The organism is Protofrankia sp. Cj3 (assembly GCF_917627355.1).
Classification (GTDB): domain Bacteria; phylum Actinomycetota; class Actinomycetes; order Frankiales; family Frankiaceae; genus Protofrankia.
In genome coordinates, this window is record NZ_CAKJTR010000018.1 from 23,905 (window position 1) to 28,408 (window position 4,504).

The following is a 4,504-nucleotide window of genomic DNA, read 5'->3' on the forward strand; positions in this document are numbered from 1 at the left end:
GGCGGGCCTTTCCAGCTCCTCGGCTCGGGAGAAGCCCGCGGGTTTCGGCATCAGCGTGGCGTGACCAGACTCGGCACACCGGACGTCGGGCGCAGCGTGATGTGGTTGGTGTAGGGGGGGTCGTCGACGGGTGCGGTGAACGTGAAGTTCTGGACCAGCCCGGCCAGCGCGATCGTCGATTCGAGCATCGAAAAGTGCTGACCTATGCAGCCGCGTGGCCCGCCCCCGAAGGGGAACCAGGCATAGCGGTGGCGCGCCTTCTCCCGCTCCGGCGTGAACCGTTCTGGCTCGAAACGCTCCGGCCTGTCCCAGAACAGCGGATGCCGATGGGTGACCCAGGGGACGACGAGCAGGTCGCTCCCAGCCGGGATGCGGTAGCCGCACACGTCCTCATCCGTGAGCGAACAACGACTGATGATCGGTGCCGACGGGTACAACCGCATGGTTTCCTTGAGCACCATCGTGCTGTAGGGCAGCGCTGGAACGTCCGCCACGGTGGGGATGCCGGCGATCGCGTCGGCCTCGTCACGGACGCGCTCCTGGACCGCGGGATGCCGGCCGAGCAGGTGCAGGGCATAGGTCAGCGCGGTCGAGGTCGTCTCGTGCCCGGCAAGCAGGAAGATGAGCACCTGGTCACGCACTTCAGCGTCAGTCAGGGCGTCATCGCTGTCACGGGCGTCGAGCAGCAGCCCGAGCAGGTCGCCGTACCTGGCACCGCTGGCCCGCCGCTGCGCGATTATCTGATCGCAAACCGAATAGAGCTCGCTCCGCGCCTGCGCGAGTTGCCGGTTGACCGGCGTGGGCCAGCGCAGCGGCATGCGGATCGGCGCCAGTCCGCGACGTAGTACCGCCTCCGCCAGCCTCCCGAACTCACGGCGGACCACCGGTAGCACCTGATCAAGATCATCGCCGAACAGGACGCGACACACCACCCGCAACGTCAGCCCGGTTATCTCGTCATCCAGATCGATGGTGCCCGCGCCGCGCCGGCGCCATCCGTTCACCAGGCTCTCGACCTGTCCGCCCATGGCGGCTGCGTACTCGGCCACCCGCCGGGTGGTGAACAGCGGTTGAAGGAACCGCCGCTGACGGTGCCAGTCGGCATCCTGGCTGGTCAGGATGCCGTTGCCGAACGCGCCGCGGACCTCCCGGTAAAAAACGTTGTCCTTGCGATAGTTGGCCGAGGAGCTGGCGAGCACGCGCTGGGCGGCGTCGGGATGAAATACCAGGTATATCTCGCGTAGCCCGGGTGGCCCGACACGGAAGCAAACAGCGTCCCCGTACCTCTCGAAAGCTCGCAGAAAGGCTCCGAGCATGTCGCCGCGTAACTCGGCCGCTGATCCCAACAAGAAGGAGCCCGCCGCAACGGGCGGTGTGCGCGCGGGCGGACTACTTGGTGCCGAGGTGGATAAGCTGCTCATGCCCGTGCCCTTCGTCGACGGGACCACCCAGTACAGATCATTAATATTCACTCATTCAGATCCGCTCCAGCCGCATCTTATACCAACACCGCCCCGCGGGATACTTACCAGCGTTTCGTCTCGCGTTCGCCCACGGTTGATCTAGCCACCATTTTTGATCTTGTCGTTTGTTATTGCTTATTGTCAATCGCGAGACGCCGTCAACAACGTTGACTATCTTGTGGATAGCAACGCGCGGCCCGGCTGTTCCGACCACTTAGAGGCTCCGGCAATAGGACTGTCCGGCTCGCGGCTTTCCGCATCCCGCCCGGCCGCGTTGTCCTCGGTCGGCGCCCAAAACCAGGGCGCCTTCCTCGGGCGCTCCTAGTTTTCCACGGTAACCGTGCCCGCGCCGCCGTCAACGACGAGCAGGCGGCCGTCAGCGATCATCAGCACGTCCGCACCGACACCGGTCACCGCGGGCAGACCGATCTCCCGCGCGACGATCGCCGCGTGGCACAGCAGGCCACCCGACGCTGTGACGAGACCTGCCGCGGTCGCCATCAGCGGCAGCCAGGCGGGATCGGTGGTGGGAGCGATCAGGATGCCGCCCGGCTGCCAGTTCCCGTCGTATGGGTCAAGCACAACGGCTCCGGTGCCCCGCGCCACACCGCCAGCGGCGGCGAACCCCTGGAGCAGTTCGGCCCCGTTCGCGGCACCCTCGGCAGCGGCACGGATATCACGACGGCCGGGGCTGGCCGGTCCTCCCAGGGGGCGCGTCACCGGTCGTGCCTGCAGCCACAGCAAGGCATCGGTCGCCATCAGTACGGCGAACTCCAGATCCAGCGGCATGCCAGCCTCCCGTTGCAGGCTCAGACACGCCGCCCCGACAGCGCCCGTCGAGCTGGTGAGCGCTCCCGCCGGGGCCACCGGCCCGGCCTCGCGGTCCCACTCCTCGACGGCCGGGATGACCGCCCCCGAGACCAGGCGCTCGCCAGGCCCCGCGCACCACTCCAGACGGCCCGCGGCGGCCGAACGTCCGATCCACACCCCCGCCGCGGTGGGCTCCTGGTACTCCTGCAGCACGACAGCCATCCGCGGCGGCGCGCCGAGCCCGGTGAGGTCCAGGTAGGCCGCTGGGCCGCGGTCAGTGGCACTGGCCACGACCCGGCGGACCGCCGCCGGAACCTCCGCGGGCGACAGATCGAGTTCAGTGCGGAACTGACCGGCGAACGAGAACCGCGCGCCGTCCTCCACCGAGGCGGAACTACGCACCGCCCACCGGCCGACCTCGGCCGGCAGCTGGACGCCCTCGGCCGCGACGCTGGCTGCCGCATCGACGCTCAACAGCCAGGTGGCCGGTATCCGGGCGCCGAGGCGGACCAGGCCAGCCAGCCCGACTGCCTTTCCGCCCCACCTCGATACAAGATTTCCGGGGGCCCCGAGCTGATACCCGGCGGACAGCTCCTGAACGAGGAACGACAAGGGAGTGGGCAGTATCATGGAACGCTCCGAAAAATGCTCGAACAAGGCGCTGGGCGCTGAGGCGTGAGAGGATCCCGGCGTATCCGCTGAGAACACTGATTATTTCCGCCGAAAGAGCTGAGGAGGGCGCATGGGCCGCGTCGTCGTCGTCAGCGGCGGCGGCACCGGAATCGGTGCCGCCGCCGCTGAGCTTTTCGCCGGTGACGGCGCCGAGGTCTACCTGCTGGGCCGCCGTGAGAACGTCCTCACCGCCACCGCCGAGAAACTCGGGCCCCGGGCTCACGCGGTCACCTGCGACCTGCGTTCCCCGCGCAGCGTCGAGGCCGCGGTCCGCACGCTGCCCGGCACGGTGGACGTATTGGTGAACAATGCCGGCGCCCGCGGCGTGGCGGCCGGCGGAGACGACCTGACCGCCGTCGCCGAGCGGTGGACGTCCGACTTCCGCAACAACGTCCTGGTCGCCGTCCTGCTGACAGCCGCGCTGACCAGGCGTCTGCGGTCGCCCGGCGGCAGGGTCGTCACCGTGAGCAGCCTCGCCGCGGTACGCGGGAACGGTTCCTACGGGGCGGCGAAGTCCGCGTTGCACGGCTGGAACCTCACGCTCGCGAGCGAGCTGGGCCCGCGCGGGGTGACGGCGAACGTGGTCGTGCCGGGATTCATCGCGGGCACCGAGTTCTTCGGCCAGGACACCACCGACGACGAACGGACGCGGCGTGCCGCGCAGACCCTGGTGAACCGTGTCGGTGAACCGGGCGACGCGGCCGCGGCGATCCATTACCTGGCCTCGCCCGACGCGGGCTACGTGACCGGGCAGTTCCTGCACGTCAACGGCGGCGCGCTGCCGGGCCGGTGAGCGGTGACGCCCGATCCCACCGGCCCGAGCGCCTCGTTCGCCGATGTGCTCGAGGGGCTGCGCCACCGCCACGCGGTCCTGCGGCGCATCGTCCGTTCGCTCTCCACCGACGATTGGGACGCGCCCACGCCCGCCGCCGGCTGGGCGGTCCGCGACCAGCTCGCCCACCTCGCCGACACCGAGGAGGTCGCGTTCGACACGCTCACCGGCGGTCCGCGCGCCTTCGCGGCCGAGCTGCCGGCCTTCCCCAGCGCTGACGCCTTCACCGCGGCGGGATGCCACCGCGGTGCGGGCATGAGCACGGCGGAGCTCGTCGGCTGGTGGGAGCGCGGCGCCACCCGGACGCGGGAACGGCTCGCCGAGCTTGCCGCCACGGAGCGCGTGGCCTGGGGCTTCGGTATGGACGCGCGGACGTTCGGACTCGCCCGGACCATGGAGCACTGGGCGCATACCCTCGACATCACCGATGCGGTCGGGGCTGACGCCGAGCTGGTGAGAGAAGCGCCGCTCGTCGCCGAGCTCGGCTACCGCACGATCCCCTGGGCGTTGCTGCGGGCGCATACCACCCATCCGCGACGGTCGCTGCGGGTGGAGCTGCACAGTAACGGCGGCACGGACAGCTGGGGCCCGCCCGGCGCCACCGACGTCGTGTCCGCCCACCTCCTGCAGTGGTGCTGCCTGGTCACGCGGCGGACGCCCCGTCCCGGGCTGCCCGTGCCCAGAGCATGGGGGCCGATGGCGCACGACGTCGTGCGCCACGCGCGGT

Annotated in this window: 4 protein-coding genes; 2 read left to right on the top strand and 2 right to left on the bottom strand. The window is 69.8% G+C overall.

The genetic code is table 11. The features are described from left to right. Window positions 1-50: 50 nt before the first annotated feature. Both MJ783_RS04190 and MJ783_RS04195 read right to left on the bottom strand, forming a co-directional pair. Window positions 51-1,421, bottom strand: a complete 1,371-nt coding sequence (locus tag MJ783_RS04190) for a cytochrome P450 (RefSeq protein ID WP_239308593.1) — start codon at window positions 1,419-1,421, stop codon at window positions 51-53. Between the two features lie 363 nt (window positions 1,422-1,784). After that, window positions 1,785-2,903, bottom strand: a complete 1,119-nt coding sequence (locus MJ783_RS04195; protein ID WP_239308594.1) for a PEP/pyruvate-binding domain-containing protein — start codon at window positions 2,901-2,903, stop codon at window positions 1,785-1,787. Window positions 2,904-3,015: 112 nt separating this feature from the next. On the opposite strand from MJ783_RS04195, the gene MJ783_RS04200 reads away from it, so the two are divergent. Both MJ783_RS04200 and MJ783_RS04205 read left to right on the top strand, forming a co-directional pair. After that, complete coding sequence (locus MJ783_RS04200) at window positions 3,016-3,738, top strand: SDR family NAD(P)-dependent oxidoreductase (RefSeq protein ID WP_239308595.1); 723 nt, start codon at window positions 3,016-3,018, stop codon at window positions 3,736-3,738. Window positions 3,739-3,741: 3 nt separating this feature from the next. Beyond that, a partial coding sequence (locus MJ783_RS04205) for a maleylpyruvate isomerase family mycothiol-dependent enzyme (protein WP_239308596.1) occupies window positions 3,742-4,504 on the top strand: 763 nt, incomplete at its 3' end.

Excerpts from the sequence above, each read along its gene's own strand:
- MJ783_RS04190 (WP_239308593.1), bottom strand. The coding sequence starts at position 1,421 with ATGAGCAGCTTATCCACCTCGGCACCAAGTAGTCCGCCCGCGCGCACA.
- MJ783_RS04195 (WP_239308594.1), bottom strand. The coding sequence starts at position 2,903 with ATGATACTGCCCACTCCCTTGTCGTTCCTCGTTCAGGAGCTGTCCGCC.
- MJ783_RS04200 (WP_239308595.1), top strand. The coding sequence starts at position 3,016 with ATGGGCCGCGTCGTCGTCGTCAGCGGCGGCGGCACCGGAATCGGTGCC.